This is a genomic window from Verrucomicrobiia bacterium (assembly GCA_019634635.1).
GTDB lineage: Bacteria > Verrucomicrobiota > Verrucomicrobiia > Limisphaerales > UBA9464 > UBA9464.
In genome coordinates this window covers 101879-119921 of sequence record JAHCBB010000007.1, presented here as the reverse complement: position 1 = coordinate 119921, position 18043 = coordinate 101879, and the positions used below count along the sequence as shown (strand labels likewise).

Here is an 18043-nt window from a genome sequence, read left to right as displayed (position 1 = left end):
TATCCTCGGGCATGCGTCTCGCACCGCTCGTGGCCGCGGGGTTCGCGATGGTCCTGCCGCCGGTCGCTGCCGCGCCACCCGCGCCGGAACCGTTTGAGCTGGATCCGCGCCTGGAACTCATTCTCTGGGCCTCGGAACCGCAGGTCGTGGACCCGGTGGCCATCTGCTGGGATGCCTCTGGACGGGCGTATGTGGCCGAATGCCGGGACTACCCGTACGGCGCCGGCCCCGACGGCGCCGTGGGCAGCACGATCCGGCTTCTGGAAGATTCCAATGGCGACGGGGTGGCCGACCGTTCGGTGATCTTCGCCCGCGACCTGAGCTACGTGACGAGCGTCACTCCCTGGCGCGGGGGGGTGCTGGTAACGGCGGCACCGGACCTCCTGTTCCTCAAGGACACCGACGGCGATGGGATTGCCGATGTCCGGGAAGTCGTCCTCACCGGCTTCAACCGTGGGGTTTCCGACAGTCTGGTCAACGGCCTTCGGTTCGGTCCTGACAACCGGATTCATGGGGCCAACGGCGGGAACAGCGGCGTGCTGACATCGCCGAAGCGTCCCGGGCACACGCTCCGCCTCGGCGGCGATGATTTTGCGTTCGATCCCGACACCGGCGTGGTGGAACGGACCGGGGCCAGCGGTGGAGGGTTCGGGCTGATCTTCGACGGGTTTGGCCGGGCCTTCACCACCTACAATATTGACCACATCCAGCACCGGTACCTGTTGCGCCGGCACGCGGAGCGGTACCCGGGATTTCCGCCGGTGGACTTGACGGAATCCATCTCCGACCACGGGGAGATGAGCCGGATCTTCCCCGTTTCGCAGGCGCAAACGCGTCCGAACCACCCCGAGCAGGCCGGTCATTTCAGTGCCGCAGGAGGCCTTGGGTATCTGGATTCCCCCGTCTTCCCCCCGGACCTGCGGGGCTCGGTGCTTGTGGGCGACGTGGTGGGCAATCTCCTGCATCGCGACGTGGTGAACGGCAGCGGACCCGGCTTTGTGGCCAGCCGGGCGCCGGAGGAGGCGGCGCGCGAGTTCGTTGCCGCCCGGGATTCCGCGGCGCGCCCGGTGGCTGCCGAGGTGGGTCCGGATGGCGCCCTGTATGTGCTCGACATGCAACGCGATGTGATTGAGCACCCCGATTACATCCCGGAAGTGGTGCGCCGGCAGCAGGACGTCCGCGCCGGAGAGGACCGCGGGCGCATTCATCGCCTGGCGCCAAAGGGCTTTGTTTCCGGAACGGCACCGAAGTTGGAGAGCCTTCCGGACCCTGCACTCGTACCGCATCTGGCCCACGCGAATCCGTGGTGGCGTCAGACGGCCCGACGTCTGTTGCTGGAGCGGTCGGCCAGGGGCACGGTTCCGGCCATCCAGGAGTTGGTGCGGACGACCCCGATTCCCGAGGGGCGCGTCGAAGCGCTCTGGACCCTCCAGGGGTTGGGCGTCCTCGACGTTGGGGACCTCAAAGCCCTGCTCAGCGATCCGCACCCCGGAGTTCGGGAGAATGCCCTGCTGGGGGCGGAGCCGATGCTGGCGGCGCAACCGGAACTGAGATCGGCGGTACTGGACCGACTGGGCGATCCGGAGGCACGGGTACGATTCCAGGCGGCACTCACGGCGGGAGCCGTTCAAACAGAGTTCCTGTTGGCCCCGTTCCGCATCCTGATGGAGCGCGATGTGGATCATCGTTGGACCCGCAGGGCGATCTACTCGTCGCTGGATCCGGAGGCGACGGTGCCATTCCTGTCAGCTCTCCTGGAACGTCCGCCGTTTCACAATGGCGTCTCCGATGCCCATCGCGAGGCCGTGGCTGAAGTTGCCGCCCTCGCCGGAGCCCGCAGCCCCGGAATTCCGGATGCCGTCGGGAAGGTCATCGTCCTGCAGGCCGCGGTGCCGGACCCGGCGACCCGGACGGCGATCCTGGACGGGCTTGCCGACGGCCTCCTGCGCTCCGGAGTGAGGCCTGATCCGGGCTCCGAGGCCCGGGCGGTGTTCGTGCGCCCATCCTGGGAGCCCGGCATTGAGGAACTCCGGGCGCTGTGGCGGGTGACTCAGGCCCTGGGGCTTCCCCAGACCCCGGGACAGCTGGCCGCCGTGGATCGTGCCCGTGAAGACGTGACGGATCCCTCGGTTCCCCTGGAGACCCGCGTGGCACAGGCACGACTGCTCGGGCTGGGCCCTGAAGCCGGAGTCACCAACACCCTCGTCGCCCTGCTGGATGCCCGCGAACCGTTGGAACTTCAAAGGACGGCCCTTGGTGCGTTGGCATCCGTCCGCGAACCCGCCCTGGCATCCGCGCTGGTGGATCGCTGGCGCCGCGTAAGCCCGGCGGCGAGAGGCGCCCTGCTGGCGTTGCTCCTGGATCGGCGTCCATTCCACGGGGCACTGCTCGCCGCGCTCGAGGACGGACGGCTCACCGTGGGCGAACTCAACCTGGATCTGGAGCAGCGGCGGCGTCTGCTGCGGGGGGGCACCGACGACATCCGCGAGCGGGCATCGCACTTTTTTGGCGACGAGGAATACGGCAACCGCAGGGCGGTTGTAGCCGAATGGATGGCGCGCCTTCCGGAGCGGGGGGATCCGGTTCGGGGCCGCGACGTGTTTGTCGAGGCGTGCGCCCGCTGCCATGCCGCCGGTCCCGTGGGGCATCGCGTTGGCCCCGATCTCACGGGAGTCGCGCATCGGAGCGTGGAGGATCTGCTGTCGAACATTCTGGATCCGAACATGGCCATCAACCCCGGCTTCGTCGCCTGCACGGTGGAAACCGACGATGGCGAGGAGGTGTCCGGACTCCTGCAGGCGGAAACGCCCGAGGCCATCACCCTGCTTCAGGCCGAGGGACGAACCTTCGTTTTTTCGCGCCGTTCGGTGGTGCGTATTGAGTCCAGCGGGCTCTCGCTGATGCCCGAGGGCCTGGAAGAAGGCCGGTCGCCCCAGGACCTTCGCGACCTCATCGCCTTTCTCCAGGAGTCACGATGAGGTGGCCGCGGGGTGCCCATAGGGGGCGAAACCGATTGCTCGCACGCCTTGACGACCGGCGGTCGTCCCGGAAACTTGGTCCCGACGCATGGGCAATCATCGTGAGCAGCCGTTGAGCCGCCGGGCAGCCCGCGATCTCGACATCGAGATCGGATTCCTCGAGGGCCTTGTGAAGCGTGATCCCGGTTTTGTGGAGGCCTTGGAGCTTCTGGGGGATGGCTATGCAACGCGTGGACGGTCCCAGGACAGTCTGGCGATTGACGAGCAGCTCCGCTCGCTGAAGCCGGCCGATCCCGTGGTGCGGTTCAATCTCGCCTGCAGCCTGGCGCTCAGCGGGGAGGCGGAGCGCGCATGCAGCGAGCTGGAGCAGGCCTTGGAGCTGGGGTTCCGGGACTTTCGATCGCTGCAACGGGATCCCGACCTTGCCTGCGCCCGCAAGCATCCCGCCTTCAAGCGGGTCCGCGCCAAGATCCGCGTCCTGCAGTTGGGCAAATCCTGAGCGAATGCCCTGCGGATCACGGGGCGCCCGGGGCAGCCGATGCCCCGGCGGTGACCGCAAAATCCTCCTGGCGCACCTCCATGCGTCCCCGGAATCGCTGGAGCACCTTTCGCCCGCCGACCCGGGCCTCCACCCGTTCATCCACCCAGTCACCCGATTCGAGCCGGCGCCGGTCCACCACGATTTGGAAGTCATCCAGCACGGCGAGGAACCCGGCCACGGACACCGGTTGGTCGAGTGACGCCTCGATCCGAAGGGGTTCGAATTCCACCGCGTCCACCCAGAGGCGGCCCCGGAGGCGCCTGAGGATCCGGTCGCCGATCTTCCCGTCGGAACGGGTCCCGGCGGGCTCGAACATGAGGAGGTGGGCCACCCGGCCGTCCCGCTCCTCAGTGCCAGCCAGCCGGTAGTTGAACTGCTCCAGCAGATCGCGTCCGAGGGATTGCAGCATCTTCGGCGGGCGCTCACGCCGCGGGGAGAAGGTCTCGCGATGACCTGCTTCCCGCCGGGTTTCCTCCCGACGCGCCGGCTCGGGTGGCACCTCTCCGTTCAAACGAACCAGGGTGACCCGTTGTTCGCTGCCACACTGCACCACGGTGTGTTCCTTGGTCTTCCGGCTTCGAATGCCCCCGCGCGAGTCGAGTTCCTCGACCACCGTGAGCCGCCGACATTCCAGGCAGGGGTCTCCCGTGCGGTCGGCATTGGCATCCGCCCGTTGCAACAGACGCTCAACAATCCGTGCGGCGGTCGTTCCGGGAATGGGCGCTGATGCCTCCTCCGGAAGGGCAACCGTCGCGGTGGCCAGTGCGGCGCCCAGGACGACGACGCGCGGACAGATGAATGGGATCAGGCCCACGACGAGGGAACCAAGCCCGGGCGGGTGCCGACGTCAATGAGCTGGCGCGTCAAATGACCGTGTTGTGCGGGATCACCGTGCCCTTGGGGATGACGAGGACGCCGTCGCGGATGCAGTAGAGCGGGTGGTCGAGGTCCTCCGACTTCCCGGCGGGGGACAGGACACAGCCCTCACCGATCCGAACATTCTTGTCCACGATGGCGGTCTCGATCCGGGTCCCCCGGCCGACCCCGAGCGGGATTCCCTGGTTCTCGGGGCGCGACTGGCGGGCGGTGGTGTCGTAGTCGTCGGCCCCCATCATGAAGGTTTCGGAGAGGAAGGCGCCCTCGTTCAGCACCGACCGGATGCCGATCACGCTGTTGCGGATGCGGGCATCACTGATGATGCAGCCGTCGGAGATGACTGCGTGGTCAATGGCCGCTCCGTTGACCTTGCTCGCCGGAAGGAACCGGGGCCGGGTGTACACGGCAGGCTCGAAAAAATTGAACTTCGGAATGTCGCTGGTCTGGTCGAGGTTGGCCTCCCAGAAGCTCCGGATGGTTCCGATGTCCTCCCAGTACCCCTGGAACACCTGGGCAAACACCCGCTTTCGCTCGATCGCCCCCGGGATGATGTGCTTGCCGAAGTCCGTCAGATTGTTGTTGAGCAGCTCGAACAGCACCTCGCGGTTGAAGACATAGATGCCCATCGAGGCGAGGTAGAGGTCGGTGTCGCTCCGGATGCCCAGCGGGCCGTAGCTGGCGCGATCCAGCCGGAAGGATTCGAGCACCTCCGGATCCTTCGGCTTTTCCGCGAACCGGGTGATCCGCCGTTCGCCATTGATCTGGAGGAGGCCGAGGGACGTGGCGTCCCGGGCGATCACCGGCAGGGTGGCAATCGTCAGGTCGGCCGACGCCGAGGCGTGGGCCTCAATCACCTTTTGAAAATCCATCTGGTACAACTGGTCCCCGGACAGGATCAGCGCGTACTGGAAATCCGTGTTCTCGAAGTGGACCAGGTTCTTGCGCACCGCATCCGCGGTCCCCTGGTACCACGTGGAGGAGGCCATCGTCTGCTCGGCTGCCAGCAGTTCGACGAAGCCGTTGCCGAAATGGTCGAACTTGTAGCTCTGCGAAATGTGGCGATGCAGCGAGGCGGAGTTGAACTGGGTCAACAGGTACATCCGGTGAATGCCGGAGTTGATACAGTTGGAGATCGGGATGTCCACCAGGCGGTATTTTCCAGCGAGGGGGACGGCCGGCTTGGCCCGGTCCCGCGTCAGGGGGAACAGGCGGGTGCCCTGGCCGCCGCCCATGATGATGGCCAGTGTTCGATGGCGAAACTCGCTGCTTCGATAGGGAGGCATACGGTGGTGGGGGTGGTTCTGGTGAGATCGCGCAATGGTTAACCCGGAGCGCCGTGTGGCTCAAGTAACGACTCGCTGTGCCCCCGGGGCGGGTCCCCATTGACGCTCCGCATGCGGGCGATAGCCTCCGACCTGCTTCACAGCGAGAGCCCTCGGTGCGCCACGGCCCATTCAGGCTTGCGGCAGGCGCCGCCTGAGCCTGAGGTCCACGACACCATGATCATCGTTCTCAAGCCCGGAGTGTCCGCGCGAGACACCTCGGCCGTCCTCAAGGAAATCAAGCGGCTGGGGTATCGTCCGCACACCATGCATGGCGTCGCCCGCACGGTCATCGGGGCGATCGGCGATGAGCGGCGGCACCAATCTCTCGACGTGCTGCGCGCCTGGCCCCAGGTGGAGAGCGTCACGCCGATCCAGAAGCGCTACAAGCTGGTGAGCCGCGAGGCGCATCCGCAAAACTCCACGGTCCTCGCCCGCGACGTGGTCATCGGCGGCCCCCGGGTCGTCATCATGGCGGGACCCTGTTCGGTGGAGAGCGAGCGTCAGATCCTCGAGACGGCGCATGCCGTCCGCGAAGCCGGCGCCTCGGTGCTGCGTGGCGGTGCTTTCAAGCCCCGCACCTCCCCCTACGAATTTCAGGGCCTTGGAGAGAAGGGACTGCGCCTGCTGTCCAAGGCCCGTCGGGAAACCGGGCTGGCGGTGGTCACCGAACTGCTGTCCGAAACCCACGCCGACCTGGTCGCCGAGCATGCCGACATCCTCCAGATCGGGGCGCGCAACGCCCAGAACTTCCAGTTGCTCATCGCCGCGGCGAAGACGGGCAGGCCCGTATTGCTGAAGCGCGGCCTGTCCATGAAGATCGAGGAGTGGCTGCTGGCCGGCGAGTATGTGCTCTCCAACCGCAATGCCGGCCTCCTGTTCTGCGAACGCGGCATCCGGACCTTTGAGACCTACACCCGCAACACACTCGACCTCTCCGCGATCCCGATACTCAAGCAGGAGTCCCATTGTCCGGTCGTCATTGATCCCAGCCAGGGGGCCGGGCGCGCCGACCTCGTGATGGCGCTGTCGAAGGGGGCGGTGGCCATGGGCGCCGACGCCCTCCTCCTCGAGGTGCATCCCAACCCGAAGGAGGCGCTGAGCGACAGCGCCCAGCAATTGTCCATTGAGGCCTTCCGGCGCCTCATGGCCGGGTTGAAGCCCTTCGTTGAAGCGGCCGGCCGGGAGTGACGTGGCCGTCCGCAGGCCATTTGGTCGGGGTCGGACTTTGTGAGGGAGGAAGGCGGAGGTGCAGGCCCGTCGGGAGTCCGGACAAATCGCTTGCGGACGGGGAAGGGCTCCCGGTAGTGAAGTCCGCGTGTTTGGAATGCGCCGCCGGATGGTGGGATGGATGGGGGTGGCGCTCTGGATGTCCTCCGCCGGGCTGCAGGCGCAGCTGGACCCGGAGGACCGGATGCTGGTCCAGGCCGGCTACAACCAGCCCCTGGAAGGCCGGGGCCCCATTGCCGCCTACGCCTACCTCTACTGGAACCAGCCAAACTATCCGTGGACCAACGCCACCTTGCGGGCGGCGATTGCCCCCACCTATCTCGATTCCGAGCTGGGATTCCAGGACCTTCTGGGTCCCGGTACGTCGGTGGGGCTCGGGCTGGCGGGAGGCGGCTTTGCGGACAGCTATGCCGACATGCAGGGCGGCCAGCTCATTGACGCCCAATCCTTCTTCGGCGCCGGCGCCGAAGGCAGCGTGTCGGTGTATCACGTCTTCAATCCGATGCCGGAGGGGCGGCGTCCGGAATCCCTGAAGGAGGTCCCGATCCAGTGGATCTTCCGCAATTCGATCCGCGGCTCCTTCTATTCCCCCAACGACGACACATCGCCCGACTTCCAGGTGCCCGGGACCGTGCCGACCTACAATCTGCGGACCGGACTCCGGTGGGGCGGCCGCGAGCCGGAGCTCTTCGCGGAGGCGGTGGAGATTTCGTTGTGGTACGAACTGGTGCTGCGAGGCCGTGAGGAGACCTATGGCTACGACCAGGAGCTCGCGCTCAACAGTTCCTCGCAGCTCTACTGGGGCCGGCTGCTGTTCGCCCACATGTTCACCAACCGCGCCCACTTCGAATTGAGCGTGACCGGGGGCGGGAGCATCACCCCGGACCGCTTCACGGCATTCCGGTTGGGGGGGGCGCTGCCCATGGGGGCGGAGTTTCCGCTCGTTGTGCCGGGCTACTACTACCAGGAAATCAGCGCCCAGAGCTTTGCGCTGATTTCAGGGCAGCTCCTGTGGCCGATCACGCGGGACGGACGCTGGGAGGTCGGGGTGCTCGGCGCCGCGGCCCGCGTGAACTACCTGGAGGGCATGAGTCTCGGGCAGCCCTGGAACAGCGGACTCGGCGGGGGCATCGCATACCATTCCCCGTCCGGCGCCTGGCACCTCCTGTTCGGATACGGCTACGGATTCAACGCGATCCGTGACGAAGGTCGTGGGGCCAACAACATCGGGCTGCTCGTCCAGTACGATTTCCGAAAGGACACCGGGACGTTCAAGGCGCTCTGGCAGAACCTCGGGCCCAGCAACTGGCGGGGCATCACGCGATAGGATTGGAAGGCGGGCGTCCGGGTCCCCGGTCCGCCCCGCCCCGCGGAATGCCCGTGGATTGAGTTGCCTCGCGATGGGGCCGGGTGGCACGTTCCCAACGGAATCCTCCGCATCGCTGTTCGCAATGAAACGCATTGAAGCCATCATCAAACCGTTCCGCCTTGAAGACGTGAAGGCCGCCCTGCAGGAGGCCGGCTTGACCGGCATGACCGTCAGCGAGGTCAAGGGGTTTGGCCGCCAACGCGGCCATACCGAGAGCTACCGGGGCGCGGAGTACACCGTGGATTTTCTGCCCAAACTCAAAGTCGAGCTGGTGGTGTCCGATGCGATCTGTACGACCGCCGTGGAGGCCATCGCCAAGGCGGCCCGAACCGGAAAGATCGGGGACGGCAAGATCTTCGTCTCGTCGGTCGAGGATGCCATCCGCATCCGCACCGAGGAGCGTGGCGACCAGGCGATTTGACGGATGGCGCGCGGGTCGTGGGCCCGGGGACCGGTCTCTCGATGTGACCACCGTGGATGGGAATCGTCACGGGACTGGCTGCGGGCGTTGGGATGTGCTCTCTTTGAGACAGATCCGTATGAGTTGTGTTCCGTGGCGCGGCGTTTGCTGCCTTCCCATGCCATGACAGTCATCCGTCCCCACTGTCGCCTCCACTTCACCGCGGCCGACGTGGAATTCATCCTCGCTGCGATCGGCCGTCGCGCCTCGGACTCCGGGGCCCTTCGCCAACTCCTCGCCGACGACACCTCCAGGGATCAGTTGCTCGACAGTCCGGATCTCTGCCGGGCGGTGCTGGAGGGCGCGGGATGCCTGACGATCTCTCCGCACCTCTATTTCTATGTACTGGTCCGGCATGCCCTCCGCGAGGCGGGCGTCGAGAGCCGGGAGGTGGCCGACTATGTCGCCGAGCTGCTGGCCGAATTCATGTGGACCGAGCGGACCCGGGCGCGGCTTCCGGGCGAGCCGCAGCCGCTCGACTACTTTTACGAGATGCTTGCCGCGCTGCCTCGTGTGGACGAGCGGCAGGCGTTTGCGCTGCGCACCCATATCGGGAACCAGGCGCTGTACTACTCGGGCCTCTTCAACGAGCGCATTGCGCAGCGGGCGCGCCGTCGCGGGTTTCCCGACATCGGCTATTACGAGGGATTGGGCGAAGCGAGTTTTGCCGCGGCCAGCCATGACCGCTGGGCGCTCCGCCTTGGACTCGCCGAGGTGTTCGCCCTGCTGGCCGCTGGATTCCACCGCACCCGCCTGGCCTTGAACGATCTCGCCGAGCGTCTGGTGTCCCTGGGTGACGACGGGTCGCGGTACGACCGGCTGCTGATCCAGGCGCGCGGAGTCTCCTGATCCCGAGGCTCATGTCGTCCCTGGAAAGCCCCCTGCCCGCAGCGCCTCCGAAGCGCGGGCCCGGTGGCTGATGCGCGACTTCAGGGCATCCCCGAGGGCGGCGAACGACCGGTCCAACCCGTCGGGAATGAACAGCGGATCGTAACCGAAACCGTATTTGCCCGAGGCTTCCCGGGCGATCCGGCCCCGGCAAATCCCCTCAAAGCACCGGGTCCGGGCGTCCAACTCCCCGGAAGCCAGCCCACGGAGCACCGGCGTCAACGCCAGCACGCATCGAAACTGCGCGCCGCGTTGGGCGTCCGGCACTCCGGCCAGGAGGCGCAGCAGCTTGGAGTTGTTCTCGGCATCCGGCGCGTTGCGCGGGTGGACTCCATCTGCCGCCGCGAACCGCGCCGAATGCACCCCCGGTGCACCGTCCAGGGCATCCACTTCGAGCCCGGAATCGTCCGCCAACACCCATTCCACGACGGGGTCCCCGGCCCCCGCGGCGAGATGGACGGCCCACGCCAACGCCTTGAGGCGGGCGTTGGCCTCGAAGGTTTGCCCGGTCTCGGCAGGTGCGGGACCGCCCGGGATCTCCCGTGCGGACACCACCCGCACCCCGGCGCCCAGCAGCGCCCGGAATTCCTCCAGCTTGTGCGGATTGCCTGTGGCGATGAGGCAGCGGAACACACCCCGAGCATCCGCAGGCCGGCCCCGGGCATCCAGCGGCAAAGTGGGTGACCTGAATTTGAACACCTTGCAGCTTCGCGGGTCCGTCGGCATACCCTTTGCCGCGAACATGACTTCCGTTGCCGATCTCAATGCCTCCGTGCAGGAGGCCGGAGCCTTTCTCCAGCCGTTGTTTGGAGAAATCAACCGGTGCGTGGTGGGCCAGAAGTACCTTGTGGAGCGCCTCGTCATCGGGCTGCTGGCCAACGGGCACGTGCTGCTGGAGGGCGTGCCAGGCCTGGCCAAGACGCTCTCCGTCAAGACGCTGGCCACCGCGTTGCACACCCGCTTCAGCCGCATCCAGTTCACCCCGGACATGCTGCCGGCGGATGTCGTCGGCACGCAGATCTTCAATCCGCAGACGGGCACGTTCTCGATCCGGCGCGGCCCGGTCTTCGCCAATCTCGTGCTGGCCGACGAGATCAACCGGGCGCCGGCAAAGGTCCAGTCGGCCTTGCTCGAGGCCATGCAGGAACGTCAGGTGACCATCGGGGACCAGACCTTCCCTCTGGCCGAACCGTTCCTGGTCCTGGCGACACAAAATCCCATTGAGCAGGAGGGCACCTACGCCCTGCCCGAGGCGCAGGTGGACCGATTCATGCTGAAATTGAAGATCAGCTACCCCTCGCGGGACGAGGAGCGGTTGATCCTCGACCTGATGGCGCGCACCACTGACCTGCCGTCCGCATCCCCGGTCGTCGAAGCGGCGGTCATCCTGCGCGCGCGCGAGGTGATCAACACCTTGTACATTGATGACAAGGTCAAGGACTACATCGTGGACGTCGTCTGCGCCACGCGCGATCCCGAGGCCTACCGGATCGGGGTGAAGGACTTCATCCAGATGGGCGCAAGTCCCCGCGCCACCATCGCGCTGACCCTGGCCGCCAAGGCGCATGCCTTCCTGCGGGGACGCGGCTATGTGACGCCCCAGGACGTGAAGAGCATCGGGCTCGACGTGCTGCGCCACCGCGTCACGTTGACCTATGAGGCCGAGGCCGAGGAAAAGTCGGCGGAGGATGTCGTCCAGCGCATCTTCGACGAGCTGCCGGTGCCGTGAGGTCCGCCCGGCGGCGGGACGCCTCCCGCCACCGTGCGGTTGCCGGCGGTGCCTGACCCACGTCCGATCGTCCCGATGATTCCCAAGGAGCTGCTCAAGAAGATCCGCCAGATCGAGCTGCGGACGCGCCGCCTGGTGGACGAGACGCTCGCCGGCCAGTACCACTCGGCCTTCAAGGGCCAGGGAATGGACTTCGACGAGGTCCGTGAGTACCAGCCGGGCGACGAGGTCCGGGCGATTGACTGGAACGTCACGGCGCGGATGAACCATCCGTTCGTGAAAAAGTTCCGGGAGGAACGGGAGCAGACGGTGCTGCTCATGGTGGATCTCAGCGGCTCGGGCCTGTTTGGTTCGGGGGAGCAATCGAAACGGGAGCTGGCCGCGGAAATGGCATGCGTGCTGGCGTTCTCGGCCATCCGCAACCAGGACCGGGTGGGGCTGTTGCTGTTCACCGAAGTGGTCGAGAAGTTCATCCCTCCACGCAAAGGCCGCCGGCACGTGCTGCGGGTGATTCGCGACATTCTGTACCATGAACCCAGATATCGCGGCACCTCCGTCAACGGGGCACTGGAGTTTGCGCGGCGGGTCCTCTCCCATCGCGCCATCGTCATCGTGCTCTCGGATTTCCTCGGGGAGACCCATCCGAGCCGCAGCGCCATTGCCGCGCATCTGCGCCGGCGGGCGGTCCACAACGAAACGCTGGGCCGGATGTCGGCAACGACCCTGCGTCAGGTGAGCCGCCGGCATGATCTCGTTGCGGTGCAGATCACCGATCCCTACGAACTGGAGCTGCCGCCGCTGGGGCGCCTGGTGCTGCAGGATGCCGAGACCGGCGAAGTGGTCGAGGTGAACACGGCAGACCTCCGGCGCCGTGCCGCCTTTGCGCTGCGTCAGGACAAGACCCAGCGGGAGTTGGACCGGCTCTTCCGCCAGGCACGGGTGGATGCCATCCAGGTGCGCACGAACCGGCCCTACGACCGCGCGCTCCAACAGTTCTTTGACACCCGCGAACGGAGGCGCCGTCATGGGTAGGACGCCTGCCAGCCTTCGGACGCTCCATGAGGCGAAGCGCCCCGGTTCGCCGCCTTGCGTCCGGCGTCCCGGCCGGATGGCGTGGACGTCGTGGCGTTTCCTGCCGCCGTGCCTCATGGGAGGGCTCGCGGGTTGGGCGGCCACGAACACGATGCTGGTGCCGGTGGAGTTGCACGACATCCGTGGCCCGCTGGACATCCGGTCCCCGGGCGCGTGGCTGCGGATTGCCGCCCTGCTCGCGATGCTGACCGCGCTGCTCGCAGCGTTCTGGTGGTGGTGGCGGCAACGCCCGAAGGCCCCGTCCGCCCCGGGGCCCGGGCCTGCGGAACTGGCCCTTCGCGACCTGGCCGCCGCGCTGGATCTGCGGCATGATCCGGAGCGGTTCGCGACCCGGGTTTCGGAAATCGCGCGCACCTACCTGGAGGCACGGTTCGGATTGAAGGCGCCGGAACGGACGACGGAAGAGTTCCTTGCCGAGTTGACCACGAGCGCGGCTCTGGAGTCGCCCCACAAGACCTTGCTGGGGGAATTCCTCACCCGCTGCGACCTGGTGAAGTTTGCACGCCTGGAGCCCGGCCCCGCGGAACTGGAGGAGCTCCACGCCGCGGCGGTCCGTCTGGTCGAGGAGACTGCGCCCCGAATTCCGGCCGCGCCGCGGACGCCCGAACCAGCGGGAGGTGCCCGATGAACTTCCTGTTTGCGGCACCGTGGTGGCTGGTCGGGTTGCTGCTCATTCCCCTGCTGGCGTGGCTGCGGGGGCGGCGCGGGCCGGAGAGCGCCTTCGTCTATTCCAGCCTGACGCTGGTGAAGGGCATTACCGAGCTGCGCCGAAGCCGGGCGGGTGCGGTGCTGATGAATCTTCGCTGGGCGGCGCTGGCCCTGTTGTTCGTGGGCCTGGCGCGTCCGCAAATCGCCGGGGGACAGGCCCCGCTCAAGGCCAGCGGCATTGACATCGCCGTCGCCCTGGACCTCAGCGGCTCCATGATCGCCGAGGATTTCCGGCTGCGCGGGCAGCAGGTGAACCGTCTGGAGATCGCCAAGGACACGCTGCGGACCTTCGTGGAAAACCGGCCGTCGGACCGCATCGGGATCGTGGTGTTTGGGACCGAGGCCTACGTGGCCGCACCGCCCACGCTGGATCACGACTTCCTGCGCCGGGTCATGGACCGGATCGAACTGGGCACCATCAATGGCGACCAGACCGCCATCGGGTCCGGACTCGCCACGGCGGTCAACCGGCTCCGCGGACTCAAGTCCAAGTCCCGGATCGTCATCCTGCTGACCGACGGGCAGAACAACGCGGGCAAGATCCCGCCGATGACCGCCGCGGAGGCCGCGGCCGCCCTTGGGGTGAAGGTGTACACCATCGGCGTGGGCACGCGGGGTCTGGCACCGGTGCCTCGGGGGACGGATGCCTTCGGACGCAAGGTGTACGGCCAGGCACCGGTGGACATTGACGAGGACACCCTCCGCAAGATCGCGGACCTCACCGGGGGCAAGTACTACCGGGCCGACAGCACCGAGACGCTGCGCCGGATCTACGCCGAAATTGATTCCCTGGAGAAGACGGAGGCGACCCTCAACAAATTTGCGTTCGTCGAGGAAGTCATGGAGTGGTTTGTCCTGCCCGGTCTCGGGCTTCTGCTCCTGGAGGTGCTCCTCGGGCAGACCGTGTGGAGGAAGCTGCCATGAATTTCGCCAGTCCGGCCTATCTGTGGATGTCCGCAGTGGTGGTGCCCCTGCTGGGGTGGTTTCTTTGGTGGACCTGGGGCCGGAAGCAGGCGGCGGCACGGGCGTTCATCCGGGCCCGGTTGTTTGGCGCCCTGACCGTCGGCGTTTCCCCGGGCCTTCAGATCCTCAAGCGGGTCCTTCTGGCCCTGGCGATTACGTTGACCCTGCTCGCGCTGGCCCGCCCGCGGTGGGGCTATCGCGATGAGGAGACGCTCGCCTCGGGACTCGACATCCTGGTCGTGTTCGATGTCTCGCGCTCGATGCTGGCCAACGATGCCGCCCCCAACCGGCTGTCAAAGGCCAAGCGTGCCGTGTTTGACCTGCTCGGGCTCGCACGGGCCGACCGCATCGGCGTGGTCGCGTTCGCCGGCGAGGCCTTCCTCCAGGCGCCCCTGACCCTCGATGACGAGGCCCTGCGGCAGACGGTTCAGGGGCTCGACTGCGACATCCTGCCGGTCCAGGGCAGCGAGATTGCCCCGGCGATCCGGGAGGCGGTCGCCGCCTTTGACAAGGACAGCACCGGCGCGCGAGCCATCCTGCTGATCACGGACGGCGAGGACCACGAACCCGGGGCGATCGAGGCCGCGCGCCTCGCGGCGCGTGAGGGCATTCGGGTCTTCACCCTGGGGGTTGGCACCCTTGGCGGTGCGGTGTTGCGCATGACCGATCCGTACGGCAATTCCGTGTTTGTGAAGGATGCGGACGGCAATGCCGTGAAATCGCAGCTCAACGAAACCCTGCTTCGCGAGATCGCGGAGGCGGGCGGCGGATTCTACCTGCCCTTGCAGAACCGGCAGACGATCCAGACCCTGTATGAACGCGGTCTGGAGCCGATTCCGCGGACGGCGACCCGGGCGGGCAAGTCGCGCCAGTGGTTCGAGCGCTTCCAATGGCCGCTGGCGCTGGCCGTCCTCCTGCTGCTCCTGGAGATTCTGGTGCCCGAGCATCGTCGGGTTGCCGCGGGTCCGTCGTTGCCGCCGACCTTGCAGGATGCGAGAACCGCCGGCACTTGAAGGCAGTCGGATTTCGGCATGAACCAATCTCTCCATCCATCCGGAAGGCGACGGACGTTCCTGCGTGCGGTCGGGTCCTTGTCACTGGCTGCCGCGCTGCTGGCTCCAGCGGCGTTTGGCGCTTCATCGTCGTCACCGTCGCCGGAGGAGGCACTCCGCAACTACCGCCGGGGTCGGTTCGCTCCGTCCCAGGAACAATATGCCACCCTGGCCCGGGAGCGTCCCGACGACCCGAGGCTGCGCTTCAACGCCGGCACGGCCGCCTACCGCCAGAATGATCTGACCAATGCCATCCGGTGGTTCGAGTCGGTGGTGGGCGCCCCGGACCTGCGGCTTCAGCAACAGGCCTATTACAACCTGGGCAACACCCGGTATCGGCTTGGGGAAAGCCTCCAGGATCCCCAGAGCCGCCAGCGCCTCTGGCAGGAAGCCCTGACCAACTTCACGGCCGCGACCAAGCTGGATGCCTCCGACACCAATGCCGCCGGCAATCTCGCCTACGTCCGTCAGCGATTGGAGGAACTCCAGCAGCAAATGCCGCCGCCCCCGCAGGACAATGCTTCGAACGACGACTCCAAGGACAAATCGCAGGATCCCGACGAGTCGAAGGATGCCAAGGGGCGGCAGAAGCCAAAGGATGGGCAGGACAACTCCGGGGACCGGTCCGATCCGTCCAAAGACCCGGGGCAGGGCTCCGACAATCCGGGCGGACAGGAGCGCGAAAAGCCGGGGCAACCGCAACCGGGTGCCGGGAAGGACGGGGAGCCGGAACCCGGAAAGGACGGGAAAGAACAACAGGAGGGCTCGCCCGTGGGAAATCCGGGGGAGTCTGAGAACGGCCAGGGAGACTCGCGGAATGGGTCCCATGCGGGGACTCAGGAAGGATCCGAGGGCGACGACGGCCGGGCGGCCATGGCCGCCCAGGAGGATCCATCCGGGGCAATGACCCCGGCACAAGCCATTCAGATCCTGGAGGGGCAGAAGGACGATGAGAAGGCCCTGATGTTGCGGGCTCCGGGCGGCGACAAGCAGGCGGAACGGGCCGCAAGGGTTCGCAAGCCATGGTGAACGCAACGCACAGACTTCCGGCTGCCGGATCGTTGCGGACTCCCTTCGCGGCCTCCGGATGCCTCAGAGGCTGGGTGATGGCGATGATGGCCTGCATCACCGGGCTGCGGCTTCTTGCCGAGCCGTCGCTCATCGCCCAACTGGAACCGCAGGAGATTCCACTGGGTGATTCTGCAACCCTGAACCTGGTGTTTACCGACCTGGGAGAGGTGCCCGCACCCCCGACGCCCGAGGTCACCGGCGCAACGATCCAGTACCGGGGCAGTTCCAGAAATTTTTCGTTCATCAACTTCAAGCAGTCGTCGTCGGTCACCCATCAATACGTCGTCACCCCCAAGGCACAGGGTGCCGTGAGCATCCCGGCGATCACCGTGGAGGTGGGGGGGCGCCCGTACCAGACCCAGCCGCTGATCCTCCGCGTGGGGGCCGGACGCGACCTGTCACGCCTTGGGGTCCTCCAGCTCTCGGCGCCGCGCTCCGAAGTTTACGTCGGCGAAACCTTCCCGGTGGAGGTCCGGTTTCTGTTCCGGGTCAGCCCGGCCCAGCAGGCGCCGCCCACGCTTGCCATGGAGGGATTCCTCAAGGGGCGTCAGCGCATGGAGAATCTGCCTCCGGAGAAGCTGAACGGGCACGATCATGGGGTGGTGCGCTGGACCCTGGCGGTCACGGCCATCAAGCCCGGTGAATTCGAGGTCGGCCCCGCAGAGCTGCAAACGCTCTACCGGTTCGACACCGGCCGCGGTTTCTTTGGCGGCACGGAACAACGCCAGATCACCTTTAACAGCGAACCGCTGCCCCTCCGCGTGCTCAATCCGCCCCCCGCGGGCCGTCCTGCCGGATACGAGGGGGCTGTGGGACGCTTCCGCTCCGAGGTGCGGCTGTCGGCAACCAATGTAGCGGTGGGCGACCCGGTGACCGTCCGCGTCCGCGTGTCCGGTGCCGGAAACTTTGATGCCCTCCGCCTGCCCCCCCTGCCCTCCAGCGCCCCGTTCCAAGTGTACCCGGGCACGAATTCGTTCGCCGAGGGCGATCCGCTCGGGTTGACCGGCACCAAGACCTTCGAACTCGTGCTGGTTCCGGAGGAGTCGGGACTCCAGACGTTGAACTGGCCCGTCTGGTCCTCGTGGGATCCCGATACCCGGCGGTACCTGACCGACGCCCCGGGTCCCCTAAGGATCGAAGTCCGACAGGGCGCAACCGCCCAGGCCCAGCCCTCCGGCAGTCATGTCGGGCCGGCGCCGGGATCGTCCAGTCGTCCGGCCGATTCCGCCGCGGATCTGGCGCTATTCGCGGACGTGGGGCCGCTGCGTCGGCCCGGCGCGCTGATGGTGTCCCGGGCCGCCTATTGGTGTGCCTGGAGCTTTCCGCTCCTTGCCTATGCCACTGCCGGGCTTGCGATCTGGTGGCGGCGGCGGCGGACGGCCGACACGGTCGGACTGGCGCGCCGCCGCGCCCGGCAGGCAATCGCCGAAGCGACCACCGCCCTGGCCGCCCATGCCGCTGCCGGGCGGGTCGCGGACTTCTACGCGGCGCTGAACGCGGCGCTGCAGGAGCAACTGGCGCTGCTTCTCGGGGGCGTGCCTGGCCACTTCACGGAGGAGGTCCTTGAGGGTCCGCTGGAGGCGCGGGGATTTTCGGGAACCGATGCCGCAAGGTTGCGCCGCCTGTTCGCGGCCATGGCGCAGGCCCGATTCGCGCCGGGGGCTGCTTCGGGTGAATTGGTGGAGAACGCCCGCGACGCCGCCGAGGTCCTTGCAGCGCTCGAACACCTGGAGGAGTCACCGTGAGGCGTCTCAAGCTCAACGA

16 protein-coding genes are annotated in these 18043 nt (G+C 67.1%); 13 read left to right on the top strand and 3 right to left on the bottom strand.

Annotation, left to right across the window (positions count from 1 at the left end):
• The first annotated feature begins 11 nt into the window (after positions 1-11).
• Positions 12-2978, top strand: coding sequence for a c-type cytochrome (locus KF791_06835; protein MBX3732295.1), 2967 nt, complete (start codon positions 12-14; stop codon positions 2976-2978).
• An 88-nt stretch (positions 2979-3066) separates the two neighbouring features.
• The gene (locus tag KF791_06830; GenBank protein MBX3732294.1) at positions 3067-3477 is read left to right on the top strand and encodes a hypothetical protein; all 411 of its coding nucleotides are present in this window, start codon (positions 3067-3069) and stop codon (positions 3475-3477) included.
• A 16-nt stretch (positions 3478-3493) separates the two neighbouring features.
• Here KF791_06830 and KF791_06825 read toward each other — a convergent pair whose 3' ends face one another.
• Positions 3494-4333 carry a hypothetical protein gene (locus KF791_06825; GenBank protein ID MBX3732293.1) on the bottom strand — a complete coding sequence of 280 codons (840 nt, stop codon included), beginning with the start codon at positions 4331-4333 and terminating at the stop codon, positions 3494-3496.
• A 49-nt stretch (positions 4334-4382) separates the two neighbouring features.
• On the bottom strand, positions 4383-5678 hold the full coding sequence (locus KF791_06820; protein MBX3732292.1) for a glucose-1-phosphate adenylyltransferase: 1296 nt from the start codon (positions 5676-5678) through the stop codon (positions 4383-4385).
• Between the two features lie 216 nt (positions 5679-5894).
• On the opposite strand from KF791_06820, the gene aroF reads away from it, so the two are divergent.
• From aroF to KF791_06800, 4 genes are all read left to right on the top strand, one after another.
• The gene (gene aroF, locus KF791_06815; GenBank protein ID MBX3732291.1) at positions 5895-6908 is read left to right on the top strand and encodes a 3-deoxy-7-phosphoheptulonate synthase; all 1014 of its coding nucleotides are present in this window, start codon (positions 5895-5897) and stop codon (positions 6906-6908) included.
• Between the two features lie 127 nt (positions 6909-7035).
• A complete protein-coding gene (locus tag KF791_06810; GenBank protein ID MBX3732290.1) occupies positions 7036-8274 on the top strand; it encodes a hypothetical protein in 1239 nt (412 codons plus the stop codon).
• Between the two features lie 124 nt (positions 8275-8398).
• Complete coding sequence (locus KF791_06805) at positions 8399-8737, top strand: P-II family nitrogen regulator (protein ID MBX3732289.1); 339 nt, start codon at positions 8399-8401, stop codon at positions 8735-8737.
• Positions 8738-8899: 162 nt separating this feature from the next.
• On the top strand, positions 8900-9625 hold the full coding sequence (locus KF791_06800) for a hypothetical protein (GenBank protein ID MBX3732288.1): 726 nt from the start codon (positions 8900-8902) through the stop codon (positions 9623-9625).
• A gap of 9 nt (positions 9626-9634) precedes the next feature.
• On the opposite strand, the gene KF791_06795 is transcribed toward KF791_06800, so the two are convergent.
• The gene (locus tag KF791_06795) at positions 9635-10390 is read right to left on the bottom strand and encodes a non-canonical purine NTP pyrophosphatase (protein MBX3732287.1); all 756 of its coding nucleotides are present in this window, start codon (positions 10388-10390) and stop codon (positions 9635-9637) included.
• 16 nt (positions 10391-10406) lie between these two features.
• Here KF791_06795 and KF791_06790 point away from each other — a divergent pair, with 16 nt between their 5' ends.
• The 7 genes from KF791_06790 to KF791_06760 all read left to right on the top strand — a co-directional run bounded on the left by KF791_06790 (position 10407) and on the right by KF791_06760 (position 18024).
• On the top strand, positions 10407-11393 hold the full coding sequence (locus KF791_06790; protein MBX3732286.1) for an AAA family ATPase: 987 nt from the start codon (positions 10407-10409) through the stop codon (positions 11391-11393).
• A 75-nt stretch (positions 11394-11468) separates the two neighbouring features.
• Positions 11469-12425 carry a DUF58 domain-containing protein gene (locus KF791_06785; GenBank protein ID MBX3732285.1) on the top strand — a complete coding sequence of 319 codons (957 nt, stop codon included), beginning with the start codon at positions 11469-11471 and terminating at the stop codon, positions 12423-12425.
• Positions 12418-13113: a DUF4381 family protein gene (locus KF791_06780; GenBank protein MBX3732284.1), complete on the top strand. Its 696-nt coding sequence runs from the start codon at positions 12418-12420 to the stop codon at positions 13111-13113. The genes KF791_06785 and KF791_06780 overlap by 8 nt, the downstream gene beginning before the upstream one ends.
• The gene (locus KF791_06775) at positions 13110-14117 is read left to right on the top strand and encodes a VWA domain-containing protein (GenBank protein MBX3732283.1); all 1008 of its coding nucleotides are present in this window, start codon (positions 13110-13112) and stop codon (positions 14115-14117) included. The genes KF791_06780 and KF791_06775 overlap by 4 nt, the downstream gene beginning before the upstream one ends.
• Complete coding sequence (locus KF791_06770; GenBank protein MBX3732282.1) at positions 14114-15169, top strand: VWA domain-containing protein; 1056 nt, start codon at positions 14114-14116, stop codon at positions 15167-15169. Before KF791_06775 ends, KF791_06770 begins: the two co-directional genes overlap by 4 nt.
• Positions 15170-15187: 18 nt before the next feature.
• Complete coding sequence (locus KF791_06765) at positions 15188-16237, top strand: hypothetical protein (protein ID MBX3732281.1); 1050 nt, start codon at positions 15188-15190, stop codon at positions 16235-16237.
• Positions 16238-16320: 83 nt separating this feature from the next.
• Positions 16321-18024 carry a protein BatD gene (locus tag KF791_06760; GenBank protein MBX3732280.1) on the top strand — a complete coding sequence of 568 codons (1704 nt, stop codon included), beginning with the start codon at positions 16321-16323 and terminating at the stop codon, positions 18022-18024.
• The last annotated feature ends 19 nt before the right edge of the window (positions 18025-18043 follow it).